General features: G+C 56.4%; 15 protein-coding genes and 1 tRNA gene. 6 read left to right on the forward strand and 10 right to left on the reverse strand.

The window, feature by feature from the left end; all coding sequences use genetic code 11:
- Window positions 1-142: 142 nt before the first annotated feature.
- Window positions 143-1,021: a helix-turn-helix domain-containing protein gene (locus BQ5361_RS02650; RefSeq protein WP_022064095.1), complete on the forward strand. Its 879-nt coding sequence runs from the start codon at window positions 143-145 to the stop codon at window positions 1,019-1,021.
- A 78-nt stretch (window positions 1,022-1,099) separates the two neighbouring features.
- On the opposite strand, the gene BQ5361_RS02655 is transcribed toward BQ5361_RS02650, so the two are convergent.
- Together BQ5361_RS02655 and BQ5361_RS02660 are read right to left on the reverse strand one after the other, a co-directional pair.
- Window positions 1,100-2,608 (reverse strand): glutamine synthetase family protein, encoded by a 1,509-nt coding sequence (locus tag BQ5361_RS02655; RefSeq protein WP_035471772.1) that lies wholly within the window; start codon window positions 2,606-2,608, stop codon window positions 1,100-1,102.
- A gap of 269 nt (window positions 2,609-2,877) precedes the next feature.
- Window positions 2,878-3,246, reverse strand: coding sequence for a Bor family protein (locus BQ5361_RS02660; protein ID WP_022064093.1), 369 nt, complete (start codon window positions 3,244-3,246; stop codon window positions 2,878-2,880).
- 226 nt (window positions 3,247-3,472) lie between these two features.
- Between BQ5361_RS02660 and BQ5361_RS02665 the strand changes: the two genes are divergently transcribed.
- Window positions 3,473-5,461, forward strand: a complete 1,989-nt coding sequence (locus BQ5361_RS02665) for a DUF3857 domain-containing protein (RefSeq protein ID WP_161940417.1) — start codon at window positions 3,473-3,475, stop codon at window positions 5,459-5,461.
- Window positions 5,462-5,496: 35 nt separating this feature from the next.
- On the opposite strand, the gene BQ5361_RS02670 is transcribed toward BQ5361_RS02665, so the two are convergent.
- Window positions 5,497-6,774, reverse strand: coding sequence for a hypothetical protein (locus BQ5361_RS02670; protein ID WP_035471776.1), 1,278 nt, complete (start codon window positions 6,772-6,774; stop codon window positions 5,497-5,499).
- A gap of 210 nt (window positions 6,775-6,984) precedes the next feature.
- Between BQ5361_RS02670 and BQ5361_RS02675 the strand changes: the two genes are divergently transcribed.
- Window positions 6,985-7,320 carry a hypothetical protein gene (locus BQ5361_RS02675; RefSeq protein WP_143047479.1) on the forward strand — a complete coding sequence of 112 codons (336 nt, stop codon included), beginning with the start codon at window positions 6,985-6,987 and terminating at the stop codon, window positions 7,318-7,320.
- Window positions 7,321-7,618: 298 nt separating this feature from the next.
- Here the strand turns inward: BQ5361_RS02675 and BQ5361_RS02680 are convergent.
- From BQ5361_RS02680 to BQ5361_RS02705, 6 genes are all read right to left on the reverse strand, one after another.
- Window positions 7,619-7,692 (reverse strand) — tRNA-Arg (locus BQ5361_RS02680).
- A gap of 205 nt (window positions 7,693-7,897) precedes the next feature.
- Window positions 7,898-8,926 (reverse strand): TlpA disulfide reductase family protein, encoded by a 1,029-nt coding sequence (locus tag BQ5361_RS02685; RefSeq protein ID WP_035471781.1) that lies wholly within the window; start codon window positions 8,924-8,926, stop codon window positions 7,898-7,900.
- 22 nt (window positions 8,927-8,948) lie between these two features.
- Window positions 8,949-9,554 carry a crossover junction endodeoxyribonuclease RuvC gene (ruvC, locus tag BQ5361_RS02690; protein ID WP_257526078.1) on the reverse strand — a complete coding sequence of 202 codons (606 nt, stop codon included), beginning with the start codon at window positions 9,552-9,554 and terminating at the stop codon, window positions 8,949-8,951.
- Between the two features lie 49 nt (window positions 9,555-9,603).
- Entirely contained in the window at window positions 9,604-10,647 is a 1,044-nt protein-coding gene (gene lpxD / locus BQ5361_RS02695; protein WP_022064087.1) for a UDP-3-O-(3-hydroxymyristoyl)glucosamine N-acyltransferase, read from the reverse strand.
- Between the two features lie 6 nt (window positions 10,648-10,653).
- Entirely contained in the window at window positions 10,654-11,124 is a 471-nt protein-coding gene (coaD, locus tag BQ5361_RS02700) for a pantetheine-phosphate adenylyltransferase (RefSeq protein WP_035471783.1), read from the reverse strand.
- A 6-nt stretch (window positions 11,125-11,130) separates the two neighbouring features.
- Window positions 11,131-12,672 (reverse strand): glycine--tRNA ligase, encoded by a 1,542-nt coding sequence (locus BQ5361_RS02705; RefSeq protein WP_035471786.1) that lies wholly within the window; start codon window positions 12,670-12,672, stop codon window positions 11,131-11,133.
- A gap of 225 nt (window positions 12,673-12,897) precedes the next feature.
- On the opposite strand from BQ5361_RS02705, the gene ruvX reads away from it, so the two are divergent.
- Window positions 12,898-13,332: a Holliday junction resolvase RuvX gene (gene ruvX, locus BQ5361_RS02710; protein ID WP_022064084.1), complete on the forward strand. Its 435-nt coding sequence runs from the start codon at window positions 12,898-12,900 to the stop codon at window positions 13,330-13,332.
- Window positions 13,333-13,339: 7 nt separating this feature from the next.
- A complete protein-coding gene (gene def / locus BQ5361_RS02715) occupies window positions 13,340-13,897 on the forward strand; it encodes a peptide deformylase (RefSeq protein WP_022064083.1) in 558 nt (185 codons plus the stop codon).
- Between the two features lie 176 nt (window positions 13,898-14,073).
- On the opposite strand, the gene BQ5361_RS02720 is transcribed toward def, so the two are convergent.
- Window positions 14,074-14,817 (reverse strand): FadR/GntR family transcriptional regulator, encoded by a 744-nt coding sequence (locus BQ5361_RS02720; protein ID WP_022064082.1) that lies wholly within the window; start codon window positions 14,815-14,817, stop codon window positions 14,074-14,076.
- Window positions 14,818-15,195: 378 nt separating this feature from the next.
- Between BQ5361_RS02720 and BQ5361_RS02725 the strand changes: the two genes are divergently transcribed.
- On the forward strand, window positions 15,196-16,509 hold the full coding sequence (locus BQ5361_RS02725) for an aminotransferase class I/II-fold pyridoxal phosphate-dependent enzyme (RefSeq protein ID WP_071424908.1): 1,314 nt from the start codon (window positions 15,196-15,198) through the stop codon (window positions 16,507-16,509).
- Window positions 16,510-16,573: the final 64 nt, after the last annotated feature.

Consider the following 16,573-nt stretch of genomic DNA (forward strand, 5'->3'; position numbering starts at 1 on the left):
AGATGTGTCGGCGTTTTCTGATTTTATATATTTTGTATATATTAGTAGGTAGAAATGTGGTTTCATGCGCGCCGTATCCGTTTGGCGTGCGTTTCGTGTCCGGCAGATACGGATAGATGTCGTCATTTAAATTATTGTGTTCATGGAGAGTGTTTACACGGATGGAAGTTCTCTTTTTGCCGCAGTTACTTCCGGTTCCGAGAAACGTTACGGCAGACATACGGTGATAGAGAATGTCAGACTTGCTCCTTGGGAGGTACGTATGGGGGCGGATAGTCTGCCTGTCGTATTGCTCGTACTGTATGGCCGGGTCGATATATCCGTCAATGGTGCAGAGCGCGTACCGGCCGGGGCAGGGACGGTCGTGTTGCTGCCGGCCGACTGTTATTACGTATTGACGGCCCGCGAGGAGGCGCATTTGTTGGCATATGCCGTCGAAGAGCTGTTGGAGATGTGGGAAGGTGAACCGCTTTCCGGGGGAGGTGCCGTCGGAGGGGGAATCGTCGGACGGCTCTCCGTGCTGGAGATGAACGAACGCCTTTGGGAATATGCCCTGACGGTGTCGGAGTATCTTTTCGATGGTATTTCGAGTCCGCGATTCATGCGGATGAAAGCATTCGAGTTCATGCATTTGTTGCAGTTTTATTATGCGCGGGATGAGCTCGCGGCCTTTTTCTCTCCGCTGTTGGACGAGGACATGGATTTCACCCGTATCGTGATGGACAATTGGAGCCGGGTGAGGAGCAAGGCGGAACTTGCGGCGATAGCGGGATTGAGCACTTCCCGCTTTGGGGTGAAGTTCAAGGAGGTATTTGGCACGTCGCCTTATCAGTGGATGATGTCGCGCAAGAGCGAGCAGATATACCACAAACTGGTGTATGGCAGCGAATCGCTGAGGGAGATAAGCGAAGAATTCCGGTTCGGTTCCGTACAGCATTTCAATGATTTTTGTAAAAAGAGGTTCGGAATGACCCCCGGGAAGCTGCGCAGTCAGAAGCGTGCCGAGGTGGTTGCCGTGTGAATGTCCGGTTATTCTGTGAAACGAACGGCGGCCTGTCTCAAGACAGGCCGCCGTTCGTTTCTTTCGTTGCCGTCGGTATCAACCGCAGTAGTAGTATTTGCTGACCATTTCGGACATCAGTTCCGGGTGCTGTTTTACTTCACGACGTATGTCGGCGTCGTTGTACGACCGCAGCGTCTTGATGATGCTGTCTATCATTGCCGGGCTGAAGATGCCTTTGGCTTCGTATGCGGCACGCTGTTCGGCCAGTTTGTCGGCGGATGCGGCGCACGAGTCGGGAAGCTGGTCGAGTGATGCGACACGCGCCTTGTTCTCCTCCTTGTGGATATTGACATCCACATAGGTCTTGTCGGCTATTTCGAGCCCGTTGGGAAGTTCGAGTCCGTAGCGGCAGGCGACACAGAGGGCCGATAGCAACTGATAGATGTCGGCGGAGCAGTCGGCCGAACGTATTTCGACGGTCTGTTTCGAGGAGGCATCCACGTGCATCTCCTTGTCCTGCGGGTTCACCTGCGAGAACATGTCGCGTTTGGTAGTCCATCCCAGCGGTACGCGTACGAGTACCGAACGGTTGCGGTCGCCCCAGCAGATGTTCGTCGGAGCCTCCTGATGAGGAACGAGGCGGAAGTAAGAGGTCGGGTTGGCGTTGCCGAACGCGGTAATCGACGGTGCGAGCGTCATCATGCCGGCGATGGCCCGGCGTGCGGTTTCCGACAGTTTGCCGTCGGCATCGAGCATCATGTTCTTGCCGTCCTTCATGATGCGCATGTGGATATGGAGTCCCGAACCTGCCTTGCCTTCGGTGATTTTCGGAGCGAAGCTGGTATCGAGGCCGTATTCGTAGGCGAGGTTGCGAATCACCCATTTGGCCAGCACCAGCTGGTCGGCTGCGTCTTCCACGTCGGTGGGGAGGAACTCAATTTCGTTCTGCTCGTAGATGCGGCCGTCGAGGCGGAAATTGCCCACTTCCGAGTGGCCGTATTTGATTTTGCCGCCGATGAGTGCGATGTAGTACATGCACTGGGTGCGGAAACTGTTGAATTTTGCGAACGGTGCCGATTCATGGTAGCCTTTCTGGTCTACGGCAGGATACATTTGCGTCTGCTCGTTTTCGGGAGCCGACACATAGTATTCGAGCTCGCCCATCGCCTCGTACGTCATGCCGGTGGCTTCGGTGAAGGCTTTCTTGGCCTTGTACAGCGTATATTCCGGCGAACTTTCGAGGCGCTGGCCGTCTTTGTCAAAGAAAGAGCAGAGGAAACACAGCGTGGGCAGTTCGGCGAACGGGTCGATGAAGGCCGTGCGCAGGCGCGGTATGACGTACAGGTCGCTGCTGCCCGCCTCGATGAAGGGGAAGAGACTGGAGCCGTCCACACGCTCTCCGGAGGTGAGGATGGAGTGGAGGTACTCTTCGTTCGTGATGACGAAGTTCAGCGTTTTCAGCCTGCCGTCTGCGGCCGGATACATGAAGTTGACCATGCCGATGCCGTTGTCCTTGACGAACGCGGTGATGTCGGCGAGCGTAAATTCCGCAGCCGGTTTTCCGATGAGGGCCTGCATGGTGTTAGAACGTATGTCCATTTCCATGATGTGATATTTTATGGTTGTATCTGTCGTTATTACAGCCCGGCCGCATCCGCGGCCGAGCTGTAACGGCAAAGATATATCAATATTTTGCTCTCGCAATGATTTTGCGTAAAAATTATCATGATAAAACCCGGAATAGTGCGGAATTGTAACAATGGCGACCGACATCCGGGTGCGTTTTCTCCTTGTCTTGCGGTTGCCTGATGCGAACCGTCCCTCCGTATCATCATACGGAGGGACGGTGGCGGAAACAGGGACAGGGCATCTGCCTACTCCTCTATCAGGTCGATTATCTCGTTGTTTCGCACATCGACGGAGTGGGTCGGCGCGATGTCTTTCAGAGGGACGTAATAGACCGTGGAGGTCGGCGTATAGATGCCGAAGGTCAGCGAGCCTACCAGACCGTTCAGAAAACTCGAATAGGTTCTGACCACGTAGTTTTCCCGGTCACCCACATACTCCGTTGCCTTCATGGTCGCGTTGTTGAGCGGTACGAGACCGTAAATCAGTTGGTGGTTCCACTCCCGGCTGACCTCGATGAGCGGTTCGCTCTTTTCTACGTTGCCCACTATCACCCGTGTATTGTAGCAGGAGGTCAGGACCGTTGCGCAGATTGCTGCAAGCAGGATTCTTTTCATGTCGTTTCGTTTGGTTAGGTGCCGCCGGACGGACGGCCCGGTGAATACATTGTATTACGTTCGACAAATATACGTTTATCTGCAATAATGTAAAAGTATAATGTCTGGTAAACGGCATTTTCCTCCGGGAGCGCATTTTCCGGTTGCGAGACGGTGCGTTTTCCCGATTTTGGTATTATCTTTCACCACCGGCCGACGTTGGCCGGTCCATAAAAGTTACGGGACGATGGGAAGATTTTTGTATCTGTACGCAACATGTCTTGTGTGGGTCTGCGGGAGTGTCTGGGCGCAGGAGCCGCGAACGCATGAATTCGGCCGCATGACGGTACGGGAGTTCATGGAGAGCGAACGGCTTCGGGAAACGGGCGCCGAGGCTGTGGTGCTGTACAGTCTCGGAGATTATGCATTCCTGCACGATGATTGGTTCATGGAGGGGAAGGAGCCTTTTCCGGTCTTCAGTGCGGGGCTTGAAACGCGTATTAAGATACTCTCTCCCGAAGGGGTGCGTTACGGTATGTTCGAGTTCCCGTACGAGGAGTTCAGCTGGCCCGACGGTATCTTCGATATAGAGGGTTTTACGCATAATATGGACGACTCCGGTCGAATCGTCTCCGTGCCGTTGAAGCTTTCCGATATGTCGGATGCGGATGCCGGTGCCGGAGAACGGGTGAGGCGTATCGTTTTTCCCGATGTGCGTGACGGTTCCGTCGTGGAACTGCGGTGCGTACAGCGCTCCAGGCATACGCGGATGCCCGAATGGCGCTTCCAGCGCGGAATTCCCGTATTGGTCAGCGAACTCGTCTATACCACCTGTCCCTATCTCGGGTATTCGCCCGTACTGAAGGGGGCCCGGCGTTACGATTATACGGAGAAGAGGGTGGTGAAGGGACGGCAGCGGGCTGCTTATGAGTATGAACCGGATTATCTGGTTCTCCGGTATGGAATGAAGAATCTGCCCGCATTTCCACAGGAGGAGTATGCCGGCAACGCCGTCGATGCCGTGGTCAGACTCGTATTCCGTCCGGAGTTTTCGCTGTCGCCGCGTACCGGCGCACGAACCTCCTATATGCGCACTTGGCGGCAGGTGAATACGGAACTGTCGAAAGAACGCGATTTCGGCAGGTACGTACAGGCGGCCGCCAAAGAGTACAGAAAGGTGAGGGAAGCCGTTTCGGGAGAGGCCGGCGGGAGCGTCGCCCGGCAGTTGTATGCTTACGTGCGGGACAATTATGCCTGGAACGGCGTGCAGGCGGCGTGTGCTTCGGGCCGTGTCGCAGACCTCGTTCGGAGCAGGGAGGGCAGCAGTGCCGACCTCAACCTGTTCCTGGCGGGGCTGCTGCGTGCTGCGGGGACGGATGCCGTACCCGTATTGCTGCGGGTGCGCGGCAGCGGCAGCGTGGAGCGGGAGGCCCCTTCGAAAGATGCCTTCAATGATGTTGTCATTCGTGTTACGGATGAGGAGGGCGTACATTTTCTCGATGCGTCGGAACGTTTTGCCGGCTTCGGCGAGCTGCCGGCGCGGTGTGCTGACATGGAGGGATTGGTCGCTGAACCCGATACGGAGGAGTGGGTAATGCTGTCGCAGGAGCAGGTCGCCTTCGATGGTCGTGAGGTCGGTATCGTTGTCGATACCGCCGGTATCGCGGATGTTTCGGTAGTGCGCACTTTCGACGGGGCGGCCGCGATGAATCTGAGGAGCGGCTGCGGCGGGTCTGCCGATGCGCTTGCCCGGATGGTGGCAGGGGAGGAGGGGGCATCCGCCGCCCGGACGGAGGCGTGCGACGAACCCGGGAAGCCGCTCGTGGTACGGTATGTTTGTACGGAGGAGGTGGAGCGGGAAGAGGACGGGACACTGCGCCTTGCCCCCTTCGGGGCGGTCTTCCCCGGGGACAATCCGTTCGGACAGACGACCGTCCGGCACTTTCCGGTCGATATCGTTTTCAGACCCGTGGATGTCTATCGGGTGCGTATCGCAATTCCACAGGGGTACCGGGTGAAAAGCCTGCCGTCCGGCATGAAAGTCGAAGACGGAATCTCCCGGTTCACGTATGAGGCCGTCGCAGGAGAGAATGAGGTGGTTATCGAGGCCGAATTCAGCCTTTCGGAGAGCCGCTATCCGGCTTCGGCATACGCTCTGCTGCGGAAACGGTACGACGGGATGCTTGACGCACTTTCGCGTCCGGTAGTTTTTGAGCCGGAAGAGCTGCTGCCGTAACGGACGGTGGCTCCGCGGTGTCGGTACGGATGCGGTCAGAGAAGGATGCGGTCGGATGGCATCTTCCGTATGTATTTATAAGCGTAGAGCAGGTTGGCGAGGGTCTCCGGTGACAGGGGATGGTTCCGGAGGTTGGAAAGCGTATTGTCACGGAACTCGTTGCGGCCGTCCACGGACTGTCGGAAATATTTGACGAACTCCTTGTCGGTGATGTACGGTGTGAGAATGAGGAAAAAGAACTGCGGGGTACCTCCCCGGGCGAGTTCCCGTGTGAAGGCCAGCGGAATAACCTTCAGAATGCGTTCGTTGGAGAGGGAGAGGCCCTTGTGGGCGGCGTATCGGTCGTAGCCGGTCTCTTCGAAAAATTCCCTTTTCATCTCTTCGCACAGGTATGCCAACAGGTCGCCGGAGGCGAGTCCCTGACGCGTGTCGGCATTCGGGATGCCGGCAGAGCTGTCGGTTTCTTTGCATGTGGGAGCGGTTGCGGCGGAGGCGGATTTCGGTGGGTTGGCGTAACCGCTCGTCGTGCCGAGCATATCGGAATAGACGCTCATGCCCGTCTGCCGGCATTTCAGGTAATAACGGTAGCGGGTTTCGAAAGAGCCGCTGCCGCAGTCCATGCACCAGACGGCCGATACACCGATGAAATTCATCATGCGGGAGGCGGCCAGGGACGGCAGCGTTCCCGGTCTCTGCGCACTGTCCGTCTGGCGCAGCGTCTCCCGGAAACTTCCCTTCAGCGGATAATCGAGTGTCAGATTCGTGCGTACCACATCCAGAAAGTCGGATTGGGTGAGCCCGCAGCGGTAACCGTCCTCCTCCGTCCTCTCCAGATACCTCATGCACAGGATACGGTCATTGTAGGTGGCGGGATTCCTTTTCAGGTAGGCGTCGAGGCCGGGGCGGGTACATTCCGTGATGCCGTCGTCCGGATAGCGTACCGGGATATCTCCGTCGGTGCGGATACCGGTATGCGGCCGGAGAGTAAAATCGACCACCTCTTCGTAGGGCAGCGTAAAGGTCCGTTGCTCTCTGTTCCGGTGTACGGTCATGCGGATATCGGTGCCGGGATAGAGGTTGCCGTCAATTACATCCCGGTAACGGATGAATTCGTCGTTGCGGATTTTCGTATCGTCGAAGGAGAAGATGAGTTCGCTGACAGTCTTTTCGCTGTGAAAGAACCGTCGCATCATGGTTTCGTACCGGACACGCAACGCGTGTCTCTTTTTGGCGATGCGGCTGACGGCGAATGTAATTCCTGTTGCGATGAGGCCCGAAACGATGGCCCCGACGACGATTTCCGTCCAGTTCATGGCAAATCCCTCTTTTTCTGCGAAGATACGGTTTTCCGCCGGGAAAGACAACGGCCTGCCTGCCGTTTCCGTGCACGGGACGAGGCCGGACCGCATGGGACTGCCGGTCGGGGAAAAGGGAACCGGAAAGTTTTGAACCGTGAGCAGGAATGAATATTTTTGCAGTGGATTTTCTGCTGTCCGAGTGAGGAACGGCAGTTGACGGATACGATGAAGTTTTCTACGCGTTTGAAATATATCTTCGCCACGCTGCTCATGGGAGCGGTCGTGGTCTTCGACCATGTATGGGGCGGGTGGCTGCCGGACGACTATCCCTATGTGGTATGGATACACTACGGACTGCTCGTTCCGGTGGGGTTTTGTCTGGCGGTCAGCCTGGGCATGAATACCGGTAATCCGGAGCGTAGCGTTTTCGCCGTCACCTGCGGCGTTGCGGCGACGGTGTTGCTCGCCGTACTGCCCGGCATCGGGATGGCTGTGATACTGAACCGATTCGTCCCGATGATTATCGGAGCTTTCGTCCAGTGGCTGATTGTTCGTAAATGAACGGCATGAACCGTTTCGGATGAAATCCACGGATCGGATTGCATTCGGTCGTAGCAGAAGCCTGTATTTCCGATAACAGGTCGCTGCCGTGGTATCCGGGAAGCCGGCGGAGAGAAGTGAACCGGTCTTGCAGGAGCCGGGGTATCGGCGGAGTCTTGCCGCCTGTTTGAGTTCGCTATGAAAGGTATTGGTTCAACCGACAGCGTATTGAACGTTTTGCGGCTTCGACACAACCGGAAAATCCATCGCAAACGACACAAAAAAGAGACTTACATTGCTGCAAGCCTCTTACCCTCAGTGACTCCGACAGGATTCAAACCTGTAACCGCCTGATCCGTAGTCAGGTACTCTATTCAGTTGAGCTACGGAGCCATATTTCCTGATTGCGAGTGCAAAGATAGTGATTTTTGAAAACAATGCAAATTTTTTTCGTGTACTTTACAGGTTTCCTTTCGGTACTTTATGTCTTCCGTCGGTCGGCGGGGAGAGATGAAGAGTGGAAGGAATTGATATTGAATAAGCAATCCGGGAACTGTCTGTTCCCGGATTGCTCGATGTTTGGCCTCTTTTCCGTGTTCTATTTGTTGATGAGCTCGGCGAGTTTGGCCTTTACGTCGTCGCCGCGCAGGTTCTTGGCTACGATGGTTCCGTCGGGGCCGATGAGGAAGTTGGAGGGGATGCTCTGGATGGCGTATGCCTTCGTGGCCTTTTGCTCTTCGTCATTCATGGCTGCCACGTTTATCCATGTCATTTTGTTGTCGGCCATGGCTTCTTTCCATGCGTCCGCTTCGCTGTCGAGCGAGACGCCGTATATTTCGAAGCCTTTGTCATGGAACATCTCGTAGGACTTCACGAGGAAGGGGAGCTCCATCATGCAGGGACCGCACCACGATGCCCAGAAATCGAGCAGGACGTATTTGCCTTCGCCTACCACCGAAGAGAGCGCTATTTCGTTGCCTTCGGCATCGGGCAGGATGATATCTACGTATTTGCTGCCCACGTCGGTGTTCTTCTTGGCTTCGGCGTGTTCCCGGATTTCACCCGCGAGCTTGGTCTCCCGGACGGCCGGTGAGAACTGGTCGAGTTTGGCGATGATGGCGTCGCCGTTCCATTCGTTCATCAGGCTTGTCAGGAGATAGAGTCCGAAATAGTTGTCGAGGTTGGCGTCCATGGCTTCTGCGATGGTGCCTTTCATCTCGTCGGCTATCGCCTGGCGTTCCTCTTCCGAACCGGCCGTGTAGAAGCGTTCCATGATTTCATACTGGCGGTCGTTGAGGGCCGTGTTGCTGTCGTTTGCCTTGGTTCCGGTAATTTTCAGCGCTTCGTTTTTCTCTCCTGCGACGGTTATTTTGCCCGGTTCGAGGAAAATCATTGCCAGAGGCCGGTCGTTGTTGCTGAGCAGGGCGAGCGACGGTTCGTCGGCGGTACCCTGAAGGGTGAACTGGCCGTCGGTGACGGGTGCTTCGGCGATGTCGTCGCCCGCATCGTTCATCAGCGTCACGGTTCCTTCGAGTCCCGTTACGTTACCCGTGATGGTGTAGCTGTTCTTCTTTCCGCAGCTGCACAGCATAACCGCCATGGCTGCAATCAATAGGATTTTTTTCATACTTTTTTGGATTATAACGTGTTTATTTCTTTCTTCTTGCTTTTATTTCCCTCTCCGGGTTGCGGGCGACGAACTCTTCCCAACTGCCCGAACTGCCGCGCCGTCCGCTCTTTGGATGCGTTCCTTCTGCCGGCAGGGGAGAGGTGGTGACAAAATAGTGACACAAAGCTACTGCCAAACCGTCCGTCGCATCCAGTCTTTTCGGATTATATTCCACTCCGAGCATACTTTTGAGCATGGAAGCCACCTGTTCCTTCGCCGCTCCGCCTACACCCGTAACGGACTGTTTGATTCGCCGAGGGGCGTATTCGAATACGGGTACCTCCCGGTGAAGCGCGGCGGCCATCGCTACACCCTGTGCGCGGCCGAGTTTCAGCATGCTCTGTACGTTCTCTCCGAAGAAGGGCGATTCAAGGGCCACCTCGTCCGGAGCATACGCTTCGATAAGGCCCGATACCCGTTCGAAAATATGATGCAGCTTTGCATAGGCATCGGGCAGGCGCCCCAGTTCGATATCCCCCATGGCGATACACGACACGCTGCTGCCCTTCACTTCGAGCACACCGTAGCCCATACGGTTCGTCCCGGGGTCTATCCCCATGATGCGCAGAGGCTTGTCTGAGGTCATGTTCACGGTTGCGTTTAGGTCGTGCGAAGGTCGATGACTGCGTAGAGGATTATTCTCCGGTTTTGCCAGTCAGTTCGTTGAGCTGTTTCTCCATGCGGTAAACCGTCTTGCTCAGTTCGGGCAGGTTGCGGAATACGGCGTTGGCGCGGTGGTACCGCGAGATGGGCAGGGCAGGGTAGCCGAAATAGACCGTCCCTTCCGGGATGTTGTTCGAGATGCCCGATTTGGAACCGAGCTGCACGTTGTCGCCGATGGTCAGGTGGCCGGCGATGCCCACCTGTCCGCCCAGCATACAGTGGCGGCCTATTTTGCTCGTACCCGCTATGCCGACCTGCGAGGCGCATACGGTATGTTCGCCCACGACCACATTGTGGCCTACCTGTATGAGGTTGTCGAGCTTCACGCCGCGACGGATGACGGTCGAACCCATCGTGGCGCGGTCGATGCAGGTATTGGCTCCTATCTCCACGTTGTCCTCCACCACGACGTTTCCTATCTGGGGTATCTTGGCGTATTCGCCCTTCTCGTCTGGAGCGAAGCCGAAACCGTCGGCCCCGATGACCGCTCCCGCGTGGATGATGACGTTGCTGCCGATGCGGCACCCTTCGTATATCTTGACTCCGGCATATATCGTGGTATTGTCGCCTACCGTCACCCCGTCGCCGATGTAGACGTTCGGGTAGATGCAGACGTTGTCGCCGATGCGTGCACCGGCCTCGACGACGGCGAATGCACCGACGTAGCAGTCGCTGCCGAGCGTCGCGTCGCCGGCGATTTCCGCCCGGTCGCTTATTCCTTTCTTGCGCGGTTTGTGGGCGGCATAGAGTTCGAGCAGTTTGGCGAACGAGGCGTAGGCGTCTGTCACCCGTACGAGCGTCGCCCGGACGGTGTCCCTGGCTTCGAATTCCCGGTCCACGATTACCACGGACGACTGCGTGTCGTACAGGTAGTGTTCGTATTTCGGGTTGGCGAGGAACGACAGCGCTCCCGGGCGTCCCTCCTCTATCTTGGCGAATGTCGAAACGACGGCATCCGCATCCCCTTCGACCTCGCCGCCGAGGTAGGCGGCAATCATGCCTGCGGTAAATTCCATATCGTGCTAAAGGTAATTTTTGATGTCTATGTTGTCCGGCATCAGTCCCGTCGGGTCGCCGCCGAAGGCGATGAGCTCCCGGATGATGCTCGATGAGATGGCCACATAACGGGGCGGCGTGAAGAGCAGGACGGTGGTGATTTCCGGAAAGAGCATCTGGTTTACTACCATCATGTTCCGTTCGTATTCGTAGTCTACCGTATTGCGCATGCCGCGCAGCAGGAAATTCGCCCCGATTTGGCGGCAGAATTCGCCCGTGAGTTCCGAGTAGACCGCCACTGTCACCCGGTCGTCGGCGCCGTACAGGTCTTCGATGAGCCGTTTGCGGTTCTCCACGGTCAGCAGCCCGTTCTTCTCCGAATTGGAGCCGATGCCGACCACGATGCGGTCAAATATTTTCAGACCGTCCTCCACGATGGCCTGGTGTCCGAGTGTGAACGGGTCGAACGACCCCGGAAAGAGCGCCGTTTTTTTCATGCCGTGCTATGCGAGTTTGTCCAGCAGGGCACGCATGCCGGCCTTGCTCTCCACGAGGGCCGGTATCGCTTCGATGTTCACCCGCTCCTGCCGCATGGTGTCGCGGTCGCGTACCGTGACGGTTCCGTCTTCGGCACTCTGGTGGTCTACCGTGATGCAGAGCGGGGTGCCGATGGCATCCTGGCGGCGGTAACGCTTGCCGATGCTGTCCTTCTCGTCGTACTGTATGTTGTAGTCGTATCTGAGCGTGTTCTTGATGCGGTGGGCGATTTCCGGCAGGCCGTCTTTTTTGACGAGCGGCAACACGGCTGCCTTCACCGGTGCGAGCGGGGCGGGAATGGAGAGTACCGTGCGTTCTTCGCCGTTCTCCAGCTTCTCCTCCTGATATCCCGCCGAAAGTACCTGCAATACCATGCGGTCTACGCCGATGGAGGTCTCTATTACATAAGGGATATAGCTTTCGCCCGTCTCCGCGTCGTAGTAGCGTATCTTCTTGCCGGAGAACTCTTCGTGCCGGCCCAGGTCGAAGTCGGTGCGGGAGTGTACGCCCTCCACCTCCTTGAAACCAAACGGGAAGCGGAACTCGATGTCGGCGGCTGCGTTGGCGTAGTGGGCCAGCTTCTCGTGGTCATGGAAACGATAGTTGTCGTCGCCGAAACCGAGTGCCCGGTGCCACCGCATGCGGGCCTCCTTCCACTTCGCGAACCATGCGAGCTCTTCGCCCGGACGTACGAAGAACTGCATCTCCATCTGTTCGAATTCGCGCATGCGAAAGATGAACTGCCGTGCGACGATTTCATTGCGGAAAGCCTTGCCGATTTGTGCGATGCCGAAAGGAATCTTCATGCGGCCCGTCTTCTGCACGTTGAGGAAATTGACGAAGATGCCCTGTGCCGTTTCGGGTCTCAGATAGATGGTGTTCGCTCCGTCGGCCACCGAACCTATCTTCGTATCGAACATCAGGTTGAACTGGCGTACCTCCGTCCAGTTGCGCGTTCCCGAAATGGGGCAGGCTATCTCGGTGTCGATGATGATTTGGCGCAGGCCGTCGAGGTCGTTGGCGTTGAGCGCCTGTGCCATGCGGGTGTTGATTTCGTTTCGTTTCGCGGTAATCTCCGCCACGCGCGGATTGGTGGCGCGGAACTGTTCCTCGTCGAACCGTTCCCCGAAGCGTTTGCGGCCCTTTTCGACCTCCTTGTCTATCTTTTCGTCTTGTTTGGCAATCCAGTCTTCGATGAGCACGTCGGCACGGTAGCGCTTTTTGGAGTCCTTGTTGTCTATCAGCGGGTCGTTGAAGGCGCCCACGTGTCCCGACGCTTCCCATACGCGCGGGTGCATGAAGATGGCCGCGTCGATGCCCACGATGTTATCGTGGAGCTTCGTCATCGAATCCCACCAGTAGCGCTTGATGTTGTTCTTCAGTTCGACGCCCATCTGGCCGTAGTCGTACACGGCGCTCAGGCCGTCGTATATCTCGCTCGAAGGGAATATGAAGCCGTATTCCTTACAGTGTGCGACGAGCTTCTTGAAAAGTTCTTCTTGTGTCATTATTTTGTGCCTCTGCGTTTAATATGCCAAAAGTACTACAAATCACGCGACCTGCCCAGCAAAAGGCGGGAAATTATCGAACAAAGATACTATTTTCCGCAGGGATTTCCCTCCGGTCCTTCCGAGTACACCCGAATCCGGCCGCAGTCCGGTGCGGGGAGCGGATGCGATAAATCCTCCGGGCGTTTCCGAATCCCGCCGTAAAAACGTAACTTTGCAGGCGGTATGGGACGGATACTTGCCATAGACTACGGTACGAAACGCACCGGTATAGCGGTGAGCGACCCGCAGCGCATCATCGCCGGCGGACTCGACACCTTGCCGACGGCGCAGCTCATGCCGTGGCTTGCGGAGTATGTCGCCTCCGAAGGAGTCGATATTATCGTGGTGGGGCTTCCCGTGCGGACGGACGGCTCTCCGAGCGATACGCATGCGGCGGCCGGCGGATTGGCCAGGAGGCTTGCGGAGCGGTTTCCCGCCGTGCGGGTAGTGATGTTTGACGAGCGGTTCACCTCCGTGCTGGCCCATCGGGCGATGCTGGACGGCGGCATGAAGCGGATGCAGCGGCGCGACAAGGCTGCGGTAGACCGGATAAGCGCTACCATTCTGCTGCAGGGGTTCATGGAGAGCCGCATGTATGAAGAGATGAAAAACAGATAGAAGTCTTATGATATATCCTATTTACATATACGGTTCTCCCGTATTGCGGGAGGAGTGCATGGAGGTGGAACGGGAGTATCCCGAACTGGAAAAGCTGGTGTCGGACATGTTCGACACGATGTATGCGTCGGAAGGGGTGGGGCTTGCCGCTCCTCAAATCGGCAAGTCGCTGCGGCTGTTCGTCGTGGATACTTCGCCGTTCGGTCAGTATGACCCGTCGGCGGCCGGTTACAAAAGGGTGTTCGTCAATCCGGAGATAACGGAGGAATCGGACGAGGAGGTGCTTATGAACGAGGGGTGCCTTTCGCTGCCGGGGCTGCACGAGGATGTCTACCGTCCGGAGAAGATTCGGATACGCTATTTCGACGAGCGGTTTCAGGAGCACGAGGAGGTGCTCGAAGGATGGCCGGCCCGGGCGGTGCAGCACGAATACGACCACATCGAGGGCATTGTTTTCACCGACCGCTTGGCTCCGCTGCGCAAGACGCTCGTGAGGAATAAGCTGAATGCGATGGCGAAAGGCAAATACGAGGCAGCCTACCGTACGAAACAGACGAAAAAGTAGCTCCGGAAGGGCCGTACGGAATCCCTGCCGTTGGATGACCGTCCTGCGCAAAGGGGAACCGGCAGTGCCGGTGACCGCACGGAACCTTATCCCTTGGCGGCTTTGGAGATGCCCGAAACCCGGCGGCATTCCGGCATGTGGAAAGCCGGAATGCCGCCGGTGTCGGAGACGGCCCGTCAGAGAGCAGCTTCGATGATTTCCCTGATAAGCCCTTCAGCGTCTGTCCTCGTCCGTTTGAGGTAATCCTTGTAGAGGTCGAAATGGTGCTTCAGTGCCTCTTTGTAGCCTTCCGTGTCGCCGGCCTTGATGCGTTCCAGCAAGTCGCGGTGCGTGACCAGTTTGCCTTTCGCCGCGAGTTCGGCCCGGCGCGTCTCGAACATGGGCTTGTGTTGTTCTACGACATATTCGAGTACGGGAATGATGAGCGTCTGGAATTCCGTCATCATCTTGTTTCCCATGTTTTCATACAGTTTCCGGTGAAAACCGGTCAAGTACGGGTCGCCGAAACGCTCTTCGTTCTCTACTAACTGTTCCAGTTCGGCGATATCCTGCGGGGAGAGCAGGTTGATGACGAGGTCGGCCGAACCGAGTTCGAGAATTATCCTCATCTCGAAAATGTCGCGCAGGGTCGTTTCGCTCATCAGGAGCGGGTTCATGCTGCGGCGGAGGCTCGCCAGCAGCGAGGGTTCGGCGAGCGTCATGCCGCGTTTGGTGCGCGACTGAATCATGCCCGTCATCTTGAAACGGCTGAGCGCTTCCCGCAGGACGGTACGGCCTATGCCGAGCGATGCGGCGAGTTCGTTTTCGTTGGGGATGCTGCTGCCCGGACGCAATCCCTGTTCCTTGAAGTATTGAATCAACTTCTCTTCCACCTGGTCTACGAGGGTGTATCCGCTTCTGTCAATCCGAAGGCTATCCATACTACTAAATTGTTAATTGGGGTGTCGTACAAAAAAGGAAAATTCATTACAAATATAATTGTTTTGGCGTTAATGCCGTAAAATACGGATTAAATATTATTTGTATTTCGTTCGCCGGATTTGTCCTGTTTTTGTTTTTTCCTGTTCATTGTTCGGGTATCTTGTTCCTTGTTAGTCTGTTGTGTTTATTTTGCCCGTCGCGGCACCCTTTCCGTAACGGAAAAGGCGCAGGGCGGTGGCCCGACGACTGCTTCCTTTATGCGATATTATTATCTTTATAAGGTTTCAGGCGGAAAATTGAAATAATGTTCGCCCGAAAAGTTTGTATCTGATATAAATAGTTCCTATTTTTGGAAAATCTAAAACTTTAATATCATCATGAAGAACACCCTGATAGAGCCGTCCGTAGTCCGGGCGGCCATGGAACAGTTTGATGTTACAGACCTTAACAACGGCTCCATAAGACAGATAGGCGGGATAGTGAAGACCATCGAAGAGCGTACGGGCGAAGAGTTCGTCCACCTCGAGATGGGCGTGCCGGGCCTGCCGCCCGAAAAGGTGGGTATCGCGGCCGAACACGCCGCGCTGGACGCCGGCGTCGCATCCATCTATCCGGAGATGCCGGGTATCCCCGAACTGAAATACGAGTCGTCCCGTTTTCTGAAGGCATTCGTCGATGCGGATATTTCGCCGGAAGGGTGCCTGCCCACCGTAGGTTCCATGCAGGGTGCGTTTGCGGCTTTCACGCTCTGTTCGCAAATAGACCCGAAAAAGGATACCATTCTTTATATAGACCCCGGTTTTTCGGTACAGAAGACGCAGGCCGACGTAATAGGGGTGAAGCGGGAGGCGTTCGACCTCTATGACTACCGGGCCGAGAAGCTGGGACCGAAACTGGAGAGCTACCTCGCCAAAGGCAACATAGCCGCCATCATCTACTCCAACCCCAACAATCCGACGTGGATGTGTCTCACGGATTCGGAACTGAAGACCATCGGCGAGCTGGCCGCCAGGTACGATACGATTGTCATCGAAGACCTTGCCTACATGGCGATGGATTTCCGTCGCGACCTGAGCAAGCCTTTCCAGCCACCCTATCAGGCGAGTGTCTCCAAATATACCGACAACTACATCATCCTGATGAGTGCCTCGAAGATATTCAGCTATGCGGGTCAGCGCATCGCCGTGATGGCTATCTCCGATGCGCTCTACAAGCGGCCCTACGAGGCGCTGAAGGAGCGTTACGGTCTGGCCAAGTTCGGGCCGGTCATGCTACAGCGCATCCTCTACTGCCTCTCGTCGGGTACGGCGCATACTCCTCAGTACGCTTTGGCCGCCATGCTCAAGGCAGCCAACGACGGCGAACTCGATTTCGTGGAAGAGGTGAAAGAGTACGGCCGGCGCACGGAGAAGATGAAGGAGATATTCGAGCGGAACGGATTCCACATCGTTTATGACCGCGACCTCGACCAGCCGCTGAGCGATGGTTTCTTCTTTACGGTGGGATACAAGGATGTAGAGGGGGGAGAACTGCTTCGCCTGCTGCTTCACTACGGTATCAGCGCCATCGTGCTTTCGACGACCGGAAGTCTCCAGCAGGGATTGCGCGTCTGCTCCTCTACCATCAGGCCGCACCACTACGCGATGCTCGACGAGCGGCTGCGCATGTTTAACGAGAATTACGGAAAGTAGAGGCCGAAATCCGGCAGGATGTTTGTTGTCCGGTGGCAGGGCCTTTTTCGGCAGGTGCGCTCCC

This window comes from Tidjanibacter massiliensis (genome assembly GCF_900104605.1).
Taxonomy (GTDB): Bacteria; Bacteroidota; Bacteroidia; order Bacteroidales; family Rikenellaceae; genus Tidjanibacter; species Tidjanibacter inops.

Excerpts from the sequence above, each read along its gene's own strand:
- BQ5361_RS02650 (WP_022064095.1), top strand. The coding sequence starts at position 143 with ATGGAGAGTGTTTACACGGATGGAAGTTCTCTTTTTGCCGCAGTTACT.
- BQ5361_RS02655 (WP_035471772.1), bottom strand. The coding sequence starts at position 2,608 with ATGGAAATGGACATACGTTCTAACACCATGCAGGCCCTCATCGGAAAA.
- BQ5361_RS02660 (WP_022064093.1), bottom strand. The coding sequence starts at position 3,246 with ATGAAAAGAATCCTGCTTGCAGCAATCTGCGCAACGGTCCTGACCTCC.
- BQ5361_RS02665 (WP_161940417.1), top strand. The coding sequence starts at position 3,473 with ATGGGAAGATTTTTGTATCTGTACGCAACATGTCTTGTGTGGGTCTGC.
- BQ5361_RS02670 (WP_035471776.1), bottom strand. The coding sequence starts at position 6,774 with ATGAACTGGACGGAAATCGTCGTCGGGGCCATCGTTTCGGGCCTCATC.
- BQ5361_RS02675 (WP_143047479.1), top strand. The coding sequence starts at position 6,985 with ATGAAGTTTTCTACGCGTTTGAAATATATCTTCGCCACGCTGCTCATG.
- BQ5361_RS02685 (WP_035471781.1), bottom strand. The coding sequence starts at position 8,926 with ATGAAAAAAATCCTATTGATTGCAGCCATGGCGGTTATGCTGTGCAGC.
- ruvC (WP_257526078.1), bottom strand. The coding sequence starts at position 9,554 with ATGACCTCAGACAAGCCTCTGCGCATCATGGGGATAGACCCCGGGACG.
- lpxD (WP_022064087.1), bottom strand. The coding sequence starts at position 10,647 with ATGGAATTTACCGCAGGCATGATTGCCGCCTACCTCGGCGGCGAGGTC.
- coaD (WP_035471783.1), bottom strand. The coding sequence starts at position 11,124 with ATGAAAAAAACGGCGCTCTTTCCGGGGTCGTTCGACCCGTTCACACTC.
- BQ5361_RS02705 (WP_035471786.1), bottom strand. The coding sequence starts at position 12,672 with ATGACACAAGAAGAACTTTTCAAGAAGCTCGTCGCACACTGTAAGGAA.
- ruvX (WP_022064084.1), top strand. The coding sequence starts at position 12,898 with ATGGGACGGATACTTGCCATAGACTACGGTACGAAACGCACCGGTATA.
- def (WP_022064083.1), top strand. The coding sequence starts at position 13,340 with ATGATATATCCTATTTACATATACGGTTCTCCCGTATTGCGGGAGGAG.
- BQ5361_RS02720 (WP_022064082.1), bottom strand. The coding sequence starts at position 14,817 with ATGGATAGCCTTCGGATTGACAGAAGCGGATACACCCTCGTAGACCAG.
- BQ5361_RS02725 (WP_071424908.1), top strand. The coding sequence starts at position 15,196 with ATGAAGAACACCCTGATAGAGCCGTCCGTAGTCCGGGCGGCCATGGAA.